Raw genomic sequence first — 15,036 nt, 5'->3', positions numbered from 1 at the left:
CAAAGTGGCGAGTCGGTAGCTTCCAAAAATAAATTACCAGAGGTGTTAGGTGCGATCTCGGAACACTTAAATGTTCCACGACAACTTGCAACACCTAAAAGGCTTACCCAGAAACGCTTACAGGTGTACATGAGAGTTACCGATCATTTAAGTGATCGATCCCAACGTGTAACGCTTTAAAAAGCCCTAAAATCACTCCCCGACTAAACGCTTATACTCAGCCTCAGCAGCCTTGTATTTTGCACCGCCACCTTTGCTAGCTCCCCACAATTCGAGGATGATCTTGACCTTGCCGTATCCACGAACTTTCAGGTTCTGAATTTTCTCTGCTAATTCCTGCTCTTCAGGAGTCAAATCAGGTTCGGAAACTTCAGGTTCGGAACCTTCAGAATTTATAGCTAAAGCACGCTCTAGTAACAGAACCGCGTCGTTTGGGTTCGGCATTGGGTTCAAGATTTGTTCGGCTTCTTTGCGGCGTTTTTGTTCTGCCACATAAACCGATGTTGCCAGTTCATCCTCAGCATCCCCAATAATCGCCCGCTGTTCCATTGCCTCAAAATCCTCAGCCTTGGCAAGAGCGATCGCAGTTCGGCGCGCTTCAAAGCAGCAAGCAAAAGCAGATACAAGCGCCACACCTTGCACTAAGCCGTGCATCGGGATTTTGCGAGATAGGACGGCCGGCGGTGCTAGCCATAGAGCGATGCCGGAAATTGTCAGCGCTGATAATTTTAAGAGCGACATATAATCACCCCCAACCCGATCGCAATCCCGACAGCCGAACCAATCAACACCGCGCGATATTGCAGCACATCTATTTTGAATCGGGCAATTAGGGCATCATCTAAAATCCACCCTAGGGCCCACAAACAAAAAAGTAGTGCATAGACCGCTCGAATAAAATGCAGCGCGGTAGGGTGCAAAGTTGCCAGCCAGCAAAAAAAGCTGCTGGCAACCGCAATCATCACAAAAGTATTGAGCGTCGCGGTTGCCTTAGTCATCGCACAGCCTCGGTTAATCTTGCTCTGATTTCACTAATTCGTGCGTCGGCTTTTTGTTCGGCTTGCTCAATTCCCATTCCAAGCCGTGCGTAACCCGGTCGGAGTGTGTGCAAGTGTTTTGCGAGTCGGCCATCGGCTTTTTTCTTTGCGAGTTCGTTATCGGCGACAACTCCCTCATATTTGCGGTGCGCTTTATGAACCGTCGCGTCGGCTTCTTCAATTTTGCCTAGTGCGTTGTAGGCTCGTTTACTTTGTCGCGCGCCGTCGATTTTCTCTTTTGCCAGTTCCTTGAGTCGGTCGGCTTCATCTCGCTCAAAGTATCGCGGTGCGGGAACCACAGGCGCGGTTCGGATACTGCCAAAATCACCGGGGTTCATCGGAGTTATTACACCGGGCGCGGTTGCAGCTAGTACATTTGACTTGTCGATCGCGTGACTGCCATCGCTGGATGATGATGCAAGTTGACCGCTGCCTTGGTTGGAGCCGCCGAATAAAGTAGTCATTAGTCCCATTATTTCCGTCCTATTTGAATGTTGATTTGTATCGGTAAAGCCTTGTTGTACAAAGGTTTAAGCAGATAAAGTAAAGCCATTGCTCCGATAAAAAGAGCGATCGCTAATTTCCAGTCGATAGTTGAAGATTTTTGGATGGGGCGCGGGTGCAGCGGTTCTAGTTCTGGCTCGTGTTTGAGCAATTTCTGCCAAGTTTCCTTGCACCGCTTGTCGCCATACAAGCTGGCATAGGGAGTCAATCCCAGTTGTTCCGCCCGCAATTTGAGCGCGCTGATACTACGAGAATCTTTTCCCGTAAATAAATGCGATCGCCCGTCGCATAAGGGCGGTTCGTGAGTCATAATTATTTAGCTCCAATCGTTGTGTGTTAACTTTTGGGGAAGTCGTGGTTAGTGGGGCTGTGACAAGCTCTACTACCGCGCAACATCTTCCTTGATTTAAAGATTGCAGGTTCCGGCGGTTCTGTCAATGGTTCAGAATTTCTTATGTCGCGGTTCCCGATAGGTTCATTGTCTGGGAGTGCGATCGGGAATTATTGACCGATAAATCCTACTTATCCAAGATTTCTAAAACTGCCTCGATATCTGCTAAGTCTGCCTTAGATTTTTTGCGCTGCGATTTTAATTTGTTCAGCAGGTCGGCCGCTTCAATTTCCGATAAATCTTTCCCGGTCGCAGCCGATGATTTATTTTTCTCGCTGACAAGCTCAGATTCTAACTTTTCTTTCTCCCTCAGATTCTCGAATGCGATTTCTGAATATTGCTGTACTGCGAGTTTTGCGTTAGAAAGCTCGGATTTTAGATTCTCAATTTCTGCGTCCGCCTCTGCGATTATTTCATCCTTGCCAGCGAGTCGAGCGTTCAGTGTTGCAATTTCCTGATTCCTGTTGCGGATAATTGCATCGCTTGCCTCAAGTTGCTGCAAGGTTTCCTCTGTATCAAGCCTGAACGATTCATCGTTGCTATCATTCAGGCTCTCAATTTTCCCAGCCGTTCCTCAATCGCTGCAAATTTATCTGCTAGCATTTTGTCTAGCACTGGTACTAGCTTTTGTTCTATTGTATTGTCTAGTGTATTGTCTAGCGTTTTGTCTAGCTCTGGTGTTGGAATTGCGATCGGAGTTTTACCGATGGCAGATTGCAAAGTCCGCACAACCCAAGCATTGACGCTGATTCCTGCCGTACTAGCCTCTGCTTTGATGGCATCCATAAGTTCGCGATTGCCATCTAATCGGAGATTAAGTTGAATCCGTTCTTTGTCATTCATAGTCTTTATCTTGTCTAGCAAACCACTAGACAAATACTAGCACACTGCCTTTTAGTTTGTCTAGTAGTTTGCTAGACAAAGATTAAAGGCGTAGGTCGGGCGGTTCCTTCGGCGCTACGAACTATGCACTCGATGCCCTGAGAATCCCCACACATAGAGAACTTACGGATTCTTAGATATTAGATTTCAGAATCCGTACCCGCTGCGTACCCAATATGTCGGATTTTGCGATCGGTAGTCCAGCGGTATTTACGCCATCCTAGCCGTCGCGGTATCTTAACTGGTACGCAAAGTCATAGCAGTAAGCCTAAAGCCGTTGCCCGCATTAATCCTCTGCCTGCCTATACAGCAGGATAGCTACCAAGTTTACCGGGAATAGACCAATTTTGTGATCGGCGGCTAACCTAGAATGCTGCATCATCCCATCGGATTTTATCGGGCCATGCCAGCGTCTCTGTCAGGCTCCCGACTTCCCCTATTAGCATTCGATATTGAGTGCCAACAGCCTCTAGGAAGCTTGCTCTCACCCATTTACCCCAACGCGGTATCCATCCCATTCTCATGCTAGGTTCCGGCTGTAGTTCTGTCGGTTCCGATGTCAGTTCTATGGGAGTTTCTATGCTTGAGGTTGTTGTCACACTACAGATATTCTCTATATCTATAGAACTTGCTGTGACAGAACCCAAATACACGTCTTTTTTGACCCGAACCTTGCTGGCAGAAGGTTTGAGGTCTAGTGTGACATCAGCCTCAACTGCTGCGATACCTTGTTGCTGGAATTCAAATAAAGCGAGTTCATCCCGTTCTCTCCAATCTTCAAAAATCTGCGATCGTAGACCTTCAGGCTCCTGAATTTTATTGCCAGCCCTGTCGAAGACATTCACAGAAGCAGCGCCGCCAAACTTATAAAATCTCACCCGCTTTTCATTTACGCGACGCTGTTTGCCCTTGAACTTGAATGCCAGTTGTGCAGCAAAACTCGCGACGATTCCGATCGGGTTCTCTTCTGCCTTCTTTGGGCTGACTGTTATGCCCGTCAAAGTTTTGATGTCAGATGCAAATTTCAAAGCCTTGCCTACAAATTCAAGAATCTCTGGCGACTTGTTGTGCCATTCTTTTGTCGGGTCACAGAACTGCAAAGTATTTAAGGCTTCGTGGATTTTCAGCTTGCCAGTGAGTTGTCGGACATCTTGCAGGCAAATTTGCCCGTCGCCGTTCTTAATTTGGGAGTCGATACTTTTGTGATCGCGCATCCAGATAAAATCTGGGTTGTTGGTAAGAAGATATTCAAGCTGAATTTTGCCGTACCACCTATCTTGATGGAGTTGCCTGAGTGTTGGGGTAACTTCCTCAACTTTGTAAATTTCCTTCAACCTGAATTTTTCCTCCTTATATCGTTCGGTGTCGGTTTTGCTGCGCTGCTGTTCGAGCTTCTCAAATTCCTCCCGATCGATGTCCTCTGCTTGTGCCACCGCCTCGGCTTCCTCAAATTGATTGAGATTCCTCAGCTCCTTAATTTGTCCTGCGGTTTCTCCATCGTCATCCCCACACTCTGTAATGTTGTGTCCTTCTGCCTCAAGCCCCTCACGTACAGTCTCCCGAAAATCCCAAATTGATGAATTTATTCGGGCCGCGTACTTTGCCCAAAATTTCAAAACCACTGGGTTATGAGCTTTGTCGAGGTCAAAGTCAATATCTCTGAGCAACTGCAAATTGTAGCGGCAGTCTTTTTCCTTGGACTTGGCTACTTCCTTGTAATTTGCTTCCCCGTTGCCAATTTTCCCCACTGCCATCTGGCGGCACCAAACAAATCTCGGCACCGGTTCCCGTACTCGCGCCAGAGATTGTCGAGCTTCGTTGTCAGCAATTGCGCCCTGATAAATGCCGAACACGGCAGTAAAATGTCCCCGCAAGTCAACGGATACCCCGGTCGCCAGCGATGGCGAACAAATCACAATATCGTAGAGCGCTGCTAGTCCGTTGATTGATTCCGCGCACTGGTAAGCTTCATGCTCAGGGTTGGCAACAGTCTCAGCGTCAATTCTGAGAATCTTTTTACCAGGACAGCGTGATCGGTAATATTTTTCCAAATTCTTAGTGCCATATTTGCTCTTGGCTTTTTGGGAGTCAGTGCTAACCCAGATTTTGTCCCCAGAATTCACCATATCGACTGAATCTCTCAGGAGTCCCGATGGATCGTCTTTAGTTCCACCTTTGACGTGTTGAGTATTGTAAAACAAGATGTTCCACGGCTCAGACGGCTGCCAGTGATTTACTGCAATCCAAGGTTTGATATCGGTTCTTTCGGCAAACTCGCGAACAAAATCAATGCTGTAGTCGCTTAAATCGGCATCTTGCAGCACTAATTGTCCACCGGAACTGAGAACGGTCTGAAATAAAGCTTTCAGTGAACCAAGAATTGGTTGCCGATTTTCCCGGCAGGTGCTGGAATTCAACCCGTGCCAAGAAATTTGTTCACACTCATCAAAAATTACCAGCGCGCCTTCATAAGCTTTGGGGTCAAACAATGCTTGGGATGTGGGATGCAAGCTGTCAATGCACAAGCCGTGTCCTAGGAAATTTCCCTCAATTTTGCGATCGGCGTCGCTGTTCATTTCCTCAATCCAAGGAATTTCTACAACCTTGCAGATAGCGCGACCGAGAACGATGCGGTGAGTAACTACTAAAACTTTGCGATTTTCTGATTGAGCTTTGGCCGCTAGTTTTTTGAGCGCGTAGGTTTTCCCTGTACCCTTTGGCGACTTGATGCAGATGAGTCCTGAGTCGGGGTAAGGAATATCAAGATACCGCTGGTGGCAGTCCCACGCAATCGGGTGAGTCAGCGCCCAAGCTTTTTTCTTATTTTCCTTGCTGAGCCACAAGAAGAATTGCTTCTGAATCTCATCAATGCTTCTAGCGGCCAACATTACCGCATCCACATCACCGCCAGCAACAGCAAAATCGTCAATTCCTTTTTCCGGGCCCGGCAACTGTGCGATTTTGACGATCGCATTTTGCAGCAGCTCCCCCGTAGCTCGTGCCGCTTTGAATTCTACAGATTGAAAGTAATTCCCAGGGCGGTAGTCAAAGGTGAAAGTGATTTCGCGCCCTGGCGTGTCGAATTCCTGTAAATTTTCGTGCAGCTTCTCGCCGATTCTTTTGCCGTCAGACTCGCGGAAAATAACTCGACGGCCCATCCAGATGCCATTGAAAGAAATCGCTGCATATCCCAGAGTCAGCAAGCATCCTGCTTTTTTCTCCCCCTCAGCAGGTGCGACAGGGATGTTGTTGTCGCGTACCCAGTCCCAAAATTCGACCGCAGCGCCATCACCATCAATCACTGGATTTTCGGGAATTGCGACGCCGTAGCGATCGGCTACTCGTTGCCAGGTATGCGGCGGAACTCTCAAAAAAGTCGGTCGGCAATCAATTTTGACGTATCGCCCAGCGCTGTCGTAGTAACCGTTTGAATTTAAATACTTACCTTTCTTGGTTAGCGGGCCGCTGGTTGCTTTAACGCGACCGTGACACTCTATCGCCACGGATTCCATACAGTCGTCTAACCTTGCGCGTGTCTTCCCGGATCTAACTCCCGTGCCACTTTGTGTCGCTGTGACTTTCGGGTTAAGTATCTCGAAAAGCTCTGCGCCACGGACGCTGTGGACGTTTAGTCTAATGATTTCTTCATCTACACCGCTGGTGAGCCATTCTTGTAGATGTTCTGTTGAAAGAGGTAAAAAATCACCCTCAGCAATATTGCTTGCTGTATGCAAGGTATTCATGATAAATTAAATCCAGAATATTATTGGTCAAAAGAGCCCCCACCGATTAAGAGTTGAGTTTACTAGGCACACTCTCGATTCGGTATCAGGCTCTTTTTTTTTAGTGGTTACTATCCAGCAATCACTTAAAAAACATATTACCACTAGATTTGTCGGTTACGCAATACCAGAGTCACTATTACGTTACGTACTAAATCACTAAAAACGCAAGAAACACTAAAAACAGTTGCTCTTTTGTTTCTCACAAACGTTTTTATACAAAAATATCACAGCATATAAAAACTATCCAACAGTATATTAGCACTGGACTATAGAATTCTTAACCGCTTGATTTGTTTTTTTTATATCTTATTAGCAACTATTTTGACGCTGTGAAAAAGAGTCTAGTTGACTAAAACGCCAAGAAATAGTGGCTAGTTAAAAAACCCTGATAGGGAAGCAATTGTCGATTCTACGGTATACCTACTGAGTATGCACAACAATTCTTCAAAAATTCCAATAAGTTGGAAAACAGCGGCTTCTTGGTGTGGCATCGTTTTTTAAAAAGTAACCTGGTAATCTACGGCTTGCCAGTCGAGATTAAGGTGTTAGCCCACAGGTGATGAGTCATCATACAGCACGATTCGGGTCTATGGGTGTAATTAAAAATTAAAATAAATTGTCATTTAGTTTGCAGCGGTGACGCACCCAACAAAACTCCGACACCACGCCGGAGTTTTGCTACGTCTGCCTCATGCTCGGAAGTGCTAAGCGCACCCCTAGGGTTGTGTTTTAGTACGTCGCACTAGAAGCCTTCTGATGAGCCGTTCGTCGCTTGCTTTTCCCTTTAAACCCGACGAGTGAGTTTCTGGACGTAAACGCCACGTTTTTCGGACGTACTTAAAACACCACGGAAGGTTGCAACCTTCCGCATTTACAAACACGAATGGTTTGCGCTGTCAGACTGCTGTTAGCGGTTGTTCCTGCGATCTCGGAACACTTAAATGTTCCGCGACAACTTGCAACACCTAAAACACCGTCCAGAGGCTTCTAGAAAAAGAGTGTGGACAATAACGAAACTCGTAGAGTTTGCTAGTGCTGGCAAAGTGCTTGCAAGCACCTTAGTTGTTACATGGTTGTTCATTTCGGAAACCCATTAGGTTTCTGGCTATGCAGCACGTATGTTCGTCTCACTCCCCAGTTAGCCGTCTGTACTCAGCCTCAGCAGCTTTGTATTTTGCCCCACCACCTTTGCTTGCACCCCAAAGCTCAGAGATTATCTTGACTTTGCCGTAGCCTCGAACCTTCAGGTTCATGATTTTCTCCGCCAGTTCTTGCTCTTCTGGGGTCAAATCAGGTTCTGAACTTTCAGCCTCTGAATCCTCAGAACTCAAGGCTAGGGCACGTTCGAGCAACAGAACCGCGTCGTTTGGGTTTGGTACTGGGTTCAGAATTTGTTCTGCCTCCTGACGGCGCTGTTGCTCGGAAATATAAACCGTTGTTGCTAGCTCATCAGCAGCATCGCCACTAATCGCAGCCTTCTGCATAGCTTCAAATTCCTCAGCCTGAGAAAGGGCGATCGCAGTTCGGCGCGCTTCAAAGCAGCAGGCAAAGCTTGAAATCAGCGCGATGCCTTGCACTAAGCCGTGCATAGGAACCTTGCGCGAGAGGATAGCTGGCGGCGCTAGCCATAGGGTTATCCCAGAGATTGTCAGCGCCGAAAGTTTCAGGAGCGACATAAAATCACCCCCAGCCCGAACGTGATTGCTACCCCAGAGCCGACTAAAATGCCACGGTATTGCAGCACATCTATTTTGAATCGGGCAATCAAGGCATCATCCAGAATCCATCCCAAAGCCCACAGGCATAGAGTTAGAGCGTAAAGCGCCCGGATAAAGTGCAGCGCGGTTGGGTGCAGAGTTGCCAGCCAAGTTACAAGACTGCTGGCAACCGCAACCATCACAAAAGTGTTGAGTGTCGCGGTTGCCCTGGTCATCTTGCAGCCTCCGTCAATCTCGCTCTGATTTCACTGATACGCGCGTCAGCTTTTTGCTCAGCTTGTTCGATGCCCATCCCTAGACGCGCATAACCCGGTCGGAGTGTATGCAGATGTTTTGCCAGCCGGCCGTCAGCTTTTTTCTTGCCTAGCTCGTTGTCGGCAACCACGCCCTCATATTTCCGGTGTGCTTTGTGAACAGTCGCGTCGGCTTCCTCAATTTTGCCTAGGGCATTGTAGGCTCGTTTGCTTTGGCGCGCACCGTCGGTCTTTTCCTTGGCAAGCTCTTTGAGCCTGTCGGCTTCTTCGCGGTCAAAGTAGCGAGGGGCTGGCACTACAGGAATGCTGCGGATGCTACCGAAATCGCCGGGATTCATCGGCGTGATTACGCCCGGTGCTGTGGCTGCCAACACTTTCGATTTGTCGATCGCGTGGCTGCCATCGCTGGTAGTTGCCATTTGGCCGCTTCCTTTATTGGAGCCGCCGAATAGAGTTGTCATTACTCCCATTATTTCCGTCCTATTTGAATTGTGATGTGAATAGGTAAAGCCTTATTGGCTAAAGGTTTGAGCAGACAAAGCAAAGCCATCGCACCGATAAAAAGGGCGATCGCCAATTGCCAGTTAATTTGCGGTGATTTTTCAGTTTGGCGCGGGTGCAGCGGTTCGAGTTCCGGCTCGTGTTCTAGGAGTCTCTGCCACGTCGCAGTACACCGCTTATCACCGTAGAGTTTCGCGTAGGGAGTCAGCCCTAATTGTTCCGCCCGCATTTTGAGCGCGTCAATCTTGCGGGAGTCTTCGCCCGTAAAGAAATACGATCGCCCGCAGTCTACGGACGGTTTGTCTGTCATAATTATTTAGCTCCAATCGTTGTGTAATAACGGTTTGGGGAAGTCGTGGTTAGTGTGGTGTTGATCGCACCGCTCTACCGCGCATCAATCTTCCTTGATTTATAAAGTATCATGCCAGCGCAGACATGACTAGATGCCCGCGTTAAGTTTTGTTGGCACTAGGTTCCCAGCCGTTCTGGCGGTGGTTCCGCCTGCGTCTTGAGTTTGCCAGTACGCCTCATAGGCCCGGACACTGCTGCGGTGAGGGTAGAAAATAAGTCAACACAAGTATCGTGACACAGGTGAACTGAAATGAATTCAAGCGACAGACTAGACAGAATAGAAGCCATCTTGGCCGCCACCGCCCAGCAGCAGCAGGTGACTGCACAGGCGCTGGATCGATTGGAAGTCCGGACTAGCGCCAACACCGCAGCGATCGATCGCCTGACAGAGCGTATAGACCGACTTACAGATCGGGTAGAGCGCGTGGTTACAGCAATCCAGAGCCACCAAGAAGCGCTGAGATTGGTTTCCCAGCAGCAAAATGAATGGCGGGAGCAAATGCGGCTGATGCACGTGGAGATTCGCGATATCTGGCAGTACCTCAACAACCAGCTTCGCAACCGAGGCAACGGCGGCGGTTGACAGGCGTCAGTCTTCGGTCAAAATTTCCAGAATTTCCTCTACATCGGCTAAGTCCGTTTTGGACTTTTTACGCCGTGCCTTGAGTTTATTTAACAAGTCTGCCGCGTCCAGGGCTTCAAAATCAGTTCGGGTCGGCGCCGAATTTTCAGATTTAGCTGGCGATCGGAGCGCTGCGAGTTCAAATTCTAAGCGCTCAACTTTCAAAATTTTGTCAGATCGCACTCGCTGGCAATTTTCCAAGCTCCGCTCCAAATCTCGAATTTTCTCGCCGTCGCTGTGCCTCCTTTCGGTAAGTTTGTTCCTTAATTCGTGGTTGCGCGCTTCCAGTTCTTGAATCTTGGCGTTGCGCGAGATAACTGCATCAGTTTGGTCGGTAGGCTTCGCTGCCAGCCGAGATTCTAGGACTTCAATCTCAGCATCCCGATCAGAAATTCCTTGGTTGGCAGCGGTTAATACACCGCTTATAGCCTGAAGTTCTTGATTTTTTCTTGTAATTAGGCGATCGCAACCTTCCAATGAGCGCCGTAGATTTTCGACTTCCTCTGCGGTGTCCGGCCTGAGTGATTCCTCTGTAGGCGATTCACTCAGGCCCTCAATTTTCCCAGCCGTTCCTCAATGGCGGCAAACCTTGCCTCGATGTCAATCGTGTTCTCTGTCTTACTGTGTCTTACGTTATTGTCTGACACTCGTAAGACAACTGATCCATCAGATAAAGCCTCAATACCGGCCCGCACAATATCAAGCAGGGTCTTCGTTCGATCGCAGCCGTGTTTGGCGGTTTCACTGGGATAGCGCTCTTGCCCTAGCGCGTCGATCGCGTCCAGTAGTTCGGCGGGGCATCGGAAGTTCAACATCGTCTTATCAGCCATCGTCTTACACCTTCTCTAGTTGTCTTACTCAAGAGTAAGACATTGGTAGGCAGAATGTAAGACGTATAACAACAAATCATCTTACAGACAGTCTTACGCCATCTTACTTATATGTCTTACGATATTCTTGCTGTAAAACAATAGTGCCTTACTGTTTTGTCAGTCCTCACTACATCCTTGTTTATTCTCAACTAACGGGTAGTCAATATCAACAACCTGACTTTTTATGTTCTCTGGGGACTGATTTAACCGCCGTTCGCCTAATTCTAGCTCTGCATCAGTAAACTGCGATTTTCTGACGTATCCCAGAGCCGAAAGCGCGTTCGCTGCACCTCTGACTTGGGCATCGCCAACTTCTAAATATTCTTGTAAGACAGCGAGCGATCTGTGGCCGCTAAGTTTCTGGATGACTCGCAAGGGGATGCCGGCGTTGCTCATCTGAGTTAGGGCGGTGCGGCGGAAGCTGTGGGTACTGAATCCTTCCATCCCCACTCGCTCCACAGCTTCTGCCAAGATATGACTGGCGGATTCTGGATGGAGGTGTCGCCAGTGGTGGTTACTGTGGCGGCCTGGAAATAGATAAGTTGCCCCGGCGCTCGACTGCCAACTCGCAAGTAGCGATCGCAAATCTTCGATAACGGGAATGGTGCGCGTCCCCAGTTTTCCTTTGGTGTTGGCTTTGCGGATGATTAGCTCGGGTCTGACCCGACCGTTCGCGGCATAAACGTCTTTGGTCAAGAGCGAACAGGCTTCAGCGATGCGACACGCACTAAACAGGCACACCCCGAACAAGGTGCGATCACGATCGGTCAAAAGCCCATCGTTAAATAGCAACTCAATTTCATCTGAGGTCAGCACCGATGCCTGCCCGTGCCTGTCTATTTTCACTACCACGTCCCAAACTCCTTGCAGCAATTAAACATCATGTCGGTACATCCCAGCGAATTAGTTCGGGCCATGCGAGCACCTCACTCCATCCTCCGACTTGCTCTATCAGCATCCTGTACTGTTTGCCGTCGGTAGCTGCTAAGAAGGAAGCTCTTACCCATTTACCCCAACGACTTACCCATCCTGATCGACCGATAGGTTCCGGCGATGGTTCTGCTGTTGGTTCTATGGGAGTTTCTATGGTAGAGGTTGTTGTCACACTAGGTATATTCTCTATATCTATAGTCCGAGGTGTGACAGAACCCAAATACACGTCTTTTTTGAGTCGAACCTTGCCGTGAGAGGGTTTGAGGTCTACTGTGACATCAGCCTCAACTGCTGTGATGCCCTGTTGCTGGAATTCAAATAAAGCGAGTTCATCCCGTTTCTGCCAAGCTTCAAAAATCTGCGAGCGCAAACCTTCAGACTCCTTAACTTTATTTCCAGTGCTGTCGAATACGTTCACACAAGCGGCGCCGCCAAATTTATAGAATCTCACCCGCTCTTCACCGACGCGCCGCTGTTCGCTCGAATGTTTGCCACGTCCCAGTTGACCAAGAAAACTGATCACGACTCCGATCGGGTTCTCTTCTGCCTTCTTTGGGCTGACTGTTATGCCCGTCAAAGTTTTGATGTCAGATGCAAATTTCAAAGCCTTGCCTACAAATTCAAGAATCTCTGGCGACTTGTTGTGCCATTCTTTTGTCGGGTCACAGAACTGCAAAGTATTTAAGGCTTCGTGGATTTTCAGCTTGCCAGTGAGTTGTCGGACATCTTGCAGGCAAATTTGCCCGTCGCCGTTCTTAATTTGGGAGTCGATACTTTTGTGATCGCGCATCCAGATAAAATCTGGGTTGTTGGTAAGAAGATATTCAAGCTGAATTTTGCCGTACCACCTATCTTGATGGAGTTGCCTGAGTGTTGGGGTAACTTCCTCAACTTTGTAAATTTCCTTCAACCTGAATTTTTCCTCCTTATATCGTTCGGTGTCGGTTTTGCTGCGCTGCTGTTCGAGCTTCTCAAATTCCTCCCGATCGATGTCCTCTGCTTGTGCCACCGCCTCGGCTTCCTCAAATTGATTGAGATTCCTCAGCTCCTTAATTTGTCCTGCGGTTTCTCCATCGTCATCCCCACACTCTGTAATGTTGTGTCCTTCTGCCTCAAGCCCCTCACGTACAGTCTCCCGAAAATCCCAAATTGATGAATTTATTCGGGCCGCGTACTTTGCCCAAAATTTCAAAACCACTGGGTTATGAGCTTTGTCGAGGTCAAAGTCAATATCTCTGAGCAACTGCAAATTGTAGCGGCAGTCTTTTTCCTTGGACTTGGCTACTTCCTTGTAATTTGCTTCCCCGTTGCCAATTTTCCCCACTGCCATCTGGCGGCACCAAACAAATCTCGGCACCGGTTCCCGTACTCGCGCCAGAGATTGTCGAGCTTCGTTGTCAGCAATTGCGCCCTGATAAATGCCGAACACGGCAGTAAAATGTCCCCGCAAGTCAACGGATACCCCGGTCGCCAGCGATGGCGAACAAATCACAATATCGTAGAGCGCTGCTAGTCCGTTGATTGATTCCGCGCACTGGTAAGCTTCATGCTCAGGGTTGGCAACAGTCTCAGCGTCAATTCTGAGAATCTTTTTACCAGGACAGCGTGATCGGTAATATTTTTCCAAATTCTTAGTGCCATATTTGCTCTTGGCTTTTTGGGAGTCAGTGCTAACCCAGATTTTGTCCCCAGAATTCACCATATCGACTGAATCTCTCAGGAGTCCCGATGGATCGTCTTTAGTTCCACCTTTGACGTGTTGAGTATTGTAAAACAAGATGTTCCACGGCTCAGACGGCTGCCAGTGATTTACTGCAATCCAAGGTTTGATATCGGTTCTTTCGGCAAACTCGCGAACAAAATCAATGCTGTAGTCGCTTAAATCGGCATCTTGCAGCACTAATTGTCCACCGGAACTGAGAACGGTCTGAAATAAAGCTTTCAGTGAACCAAGAATTGGTTGCCGATTTTCCCGGCAGGTGCTGGAATTCAACCCGTGCCAAGAAATTTGTTCACACTCATCAAAAATTACCAGCGCGCCTTCATAAGCTTTGGGGTCAAACAATGCTTGGGATGTGGGATGCAAGCTGTCAATGCACAAGCCGTGTCCTAGGAAATTTCCCTCAATTTTGCGATCGGCGTCGCTGTTCATTTCCTCAATCCAAGGAATTTCTACAACCTTGCAGATAGCGCGACCGAGAACGATGCGGTGAGTAACTACTAAAACTTTGCGATTTTCTGATTGAGCTTTGGCCGCTAGTTTTTTGAGCGCGTAGGTTTTCCCTGTACCCTTTGGCGACTTGATGCAGATGAGTCCTGAGTCGGGGTAAGGAATATCAAGATACCGCTGGTGGCAGTCCCACGCAATCGGGTGAGTCAGCGCCCAAGCTTTTTTCTTATTTTCCTTGCTGAGCCACAAGAAGAATTGCTTCTGAATCTCATCAATGCTTCTAGCGGCCAACATTACCGCATCCACATCACCGCCAGCAACAGCAAAATCGTCAATTCCTTTTTCCGGGCCCGGCAACTGTGCGATTTTGACGATCGCATTTTGCAGCAGCTCCCCCGTAGCTCGTGCCGCTTTGAATTCTACAGATTGAAAGTAATTCCCAGGGCGGTAGTCAAAGGTGAAAGTGATTTCGCGCCCTGGCGTGTCGAATTCCTGTAAATTTTCGTGCAGCTTCTCGCCGATTCTTTTGCCGTCAGACTCGCGGTAAATTACCCGCCGGCCCATCCATATGCCATTTAGAGAAATCGCTGCATAGCCGAGAAGCAGCAAACACCCTGCTTTTTTCTCACCCTCGGCATATTTGATAGGAATATTGTTGTCGCGTACCCAACCCCAAAATCCGATCGCGAGTTTGTGTGGCCCGATTAAAACGGGATTCTCAGGAACTGCAACACCGTAGCGGTCGGCTATTGTCTGCCACATTTCCAGTGTCGGCAATAGAAACGTCGGACGGCAGGGAATTTTGATGTACCGTCCGGCCTTGTCGTAATACCCATTCGAGTTTAAATATTTACCCTTCTTGGCTAGCGGGCCACTGGTAGCTTTAACACGGCCGTGACACTCTAACGCCACGGACTCCATACAGTCGTCAAGATTTGTGCGTACTTTCCCGGCTCTAACGCCCGTGCCACTTTGTGTCGCTGTGACTTTTGGGTTGAGAATCTCAAAAAGCACCT

17 protein-coding genes are annotated in these 15,036 nt (G+C 48.3%); 2 read left to right on the top strand and 15 right to left on the bottom strand.

Annotated features, from left to right (window positions below):
- A partial coding sequence (locus tag QUB68_RS29800) for a hypothetical protein (RefSeq protein ID WP_332998539.1) occupies positions 1-180 on the top strand: 180 nt, incomplete at its 5' end.
- A 12-nt stretch (positions 181-192) separates the two neighbouring features.
- On the opposite strand, the gene QUB68_RS29795 is transcribed toward QUB68_RS29800, so the two are convergent.
- The 11 genes from QUB68_RS29795 to QUB68_RS29745 form a co-directional block, all read right to left on the bottom strand.
- Complete coding sequence (locus QUB68_RS29795; protein WP_332998538.1) at positions 193-741, bottom strand: hypothetical protein; 549 nt, start codon at positions 739-741, stop codon at positions 193-195.
- Positions 729-998 (bottom strand): hypothetical protein, encoded by a 270-nt coding sequence (locus QUB68_RS29790; protein ID WP_332998537.1) that lies wholly within the window; start codon positions 996-998, stop codon positions 729-731. The genes QUB68_RS29795 and QUB68_RS29790 overlap by 13 nt, the downstream gene beginning before the upstream one ends.
- Positions 995-1,501: a hypothetical protein gene (locus tag QUB68_RS29785; protein WP_332998536.1), complete on the bottom strand. Its 507-nt coding sequence runs from the start codon at positions 1,499-1,501 to the stop codon at positions 995-997. Before QUB68_RS29785 ends, QUB68_RS29790 begins: the two co-directional genes overlap by 4 nt.
- Positions 1,502-1,509: 8 nt before the next feature.
- The gene (locus QUB68_RS29780) at positions 1,510-1,851 is read right to left on the bottom strand and encodes a hypothetical protein (protein WP_332998535.1); all 342 of its coding nucleotides are present in this window, start codon (positions 1,849-1,851) and stop codon (positions 1,510-1,512) included.
- Positions 1,852-2,059: 208 nt separating this feature from the next.
- Positions 2,060-2,434, bottom strand: coding sequence for a hypothetical protein (locus QUB68_RS29775; RefSeq protein WP_332998534.1), 375 nt, complete (start codon positions 2,432-2,434; stop codon positions 2,060-2,062).
- Positions 2,435-2,478: 44 nt separating this feature from the next.
- Positions 2,479-2,775, bottom strand: a complete 297-nt coding sequence (locus QUB68_RS29770; protein WP_332998533.1) for a hypothetical protein — start codon at positions 2,773-2,775, stop codon at positions 2,479-2,481.
- A gap of 404 nt (positions 2,776-3,179) precedes the next feature.
- Positions 3,180-6,557 carry a plasmid replication protein, CyRepA1 family gene (locus QUB68_RS29765; RefSeq protein WP_332998532.1) on the bottom strand — a complete coding sequence of 1,126 codons (3,378 nt, stop codon included), beginning with the start codon at positions 6,555-6,557 and terminating at the stop codon, positions 3,180-3,182.
- 1,169 nt (positions 6,558-7,726) lie between these two features.
- Positions 7,727-8,275, bottom strand: coding sequence for a hypothetical protein (locus QUB68_RS29760; RefSeq protein WP_332998531.1), 549 nt, complete (start codon positions 8,273-8,275; stop codon positions 7,727-7,729).
- Positions 8,263-8,532: a hypothetical protein gene (locus QUB68_RS29755; RefSeq protein ID WP_332998530.1), complete on the bottom strand. Its 270-nt coding sequence runs from the start codon at positions 8,530-8,532 to the stop codon at positions 8,263-8,265. The genes QUB68_RS29760 and QUB68_RS29755 overlap by 13 nt, the downstream gene beginning before the upstream one ends.
- On the bottom strand, positions 8,529-9,032 hold the full coding sequence (locus tag QUB68_RS29750; protein WP_332998529.1) for a hypothetical protein: 504 nt from the start codon (positions 9,030-9,032) through the stop codon (positions 8,529-8,531). The genes QUB68_RS29755 and QUB68_RS29750 overlap by 4 nt, the downstream gene beginning before the upstream one ends.
- An 8-nt stretch (positions 9,033-9,040) precedes the next feature.
- On the bottom strand, positions 9,041-9,382 hold the full coding sequence (locus QUB68_RS29745) for a hypothetical protein (RefSeq protein ID WP_332998528.1): 342 nt from the start codon (positions 9,380-9,382) through the stop codon (positions 9,041-9,043).
- A 291-nt stretch (positions 9,383-9,673) separates the two neighbouring features.
- Between QUB68_RS29745 and QUB68_RS29740 the strand changes: the two genes are divergently transcribed.
- Positions 9,674-10,006 carry a hypothetical protein gene (locus QUB68_RS29740; RefSeq protein WP_332998527.1) on the top strand — a complete coding sequence of 111 codons (333 nt, stop codon included), beginning with the start codon at positions 9,674-9,676 and terminating at the stop codon, positions 10,004-10,006.
- A 6-nt stretch (positions 10,007-10,012) separates the two neighbouring features.
- Here the strand turns inward: QUB68_RS29740 and QUB68_RS29735 are convergent, their stop codons facing one another.
- The 4 genes from QUB68_RS29735 to QUB68_RS29720 form a co-directional block, all read right to left on the bottom strand.
- The gene (locus QUB68_RS29735; RefSeq protein WP_332998526.1) at positions 10,013-10,522 is read right to left on the bottom strand and encodes a hypothetical protein; all 510 of its coding nucleotides are present in this window, start codon (positions 10,520-10,522) and stop codon (positions 10,013-10,015) included.
- 68 nt (positions 10,523-10,590) lie between these two features.
- Positions 10,591-10,860 (bottom strand): hypothetical protein, encoded by a 270-nt coding sequence (locus tag QUB68_RS29730; protein WP_332998525.1) that lies wholly within the window; start codon positions 10,858-10,860, stop codon positions 10,591-10,593.
- Between the two features lie 174 nt (positions 10,861-11,034).
- A complete protein-coding gene (locus tag QUB68_RS29725) occupies positions 11,035-11,769 on the bottom strand; it encodes a tyrosine-type recombinase/integrase (protein WP_332998523.1) in 735 nt (244 codons plus the stop codon).
- A gap of 28 nt (positions 11,770-11,797) precedes the next feature.
- On the bottom strand, positions 11,798-15,036 hold a 3,239-nt coding region (locus QUB68_RS29720; RefSeq protein WP_332998522.1), incomplete at its 5' end, for a plasmid replication protein, CyRepA1 family.

The organism is Microcoleus sp. A006_D1 (genome assembly GCF_036702805.1).
Taxonomy (GTDB): domain Bacteria; phylum Cyanobacteriota; class Cyanobacteriia; order Cyanobacteriales; family Microcoleaceae; genus Microcoleus.
Note: the sequence above shows the minus strand (reverse complement) of the source record. Positions and strands in the feature narration are given on the sequence as shown.